Here is a 256-nt window from a genome sequence, read left to right as displayed (position 1 = left end):
ATCCGAATAGGTTTGTTGATCCATTCGGATTAAGTGAATGTAAAGGTGCAAAAAGACTAGGAAAATTCAGAAAAAACTTTGCGGGTGACCTGAAAGAATCCAGATTCAATGGGCATATGGATAAACATGGTATGAATTATGATGTTATCAAGGATACACTCGACAATCCAGATAATATTTTTTATCATAAGAACAATAATCATTTACTATTCTATAAAGATGGAGATGTTGTAGTAGTTAGCGGAAAAGACTCTGG

At 33.6% G+C, this 256-nt stretch carries 1 protein-coding gene; it reads left to right on the top strand.

Annotated features, from left to right (window positions below):
• The coding region (locus SB660_RS22000; RefSeq protein WP_410584578.1) for a hypothetical protein at positions 1 to 256 on the top strand (256 nt) is incomplete at both ends.

Source organism: Bacillus sp. SIMBA_005 (assembly GCF_046535585.1).
In the GTDB taxonomy this organism is placed as follows: Bacteria; Bacillota; Bacilli; order Bacillales; family Bacillaceae; genus Bacillus; species Bacillus pumilus.
Note: the sequence above shows the minus strand (reverse complement) of the source record. Positions and strands in the feature narration are given on the sequence as shown.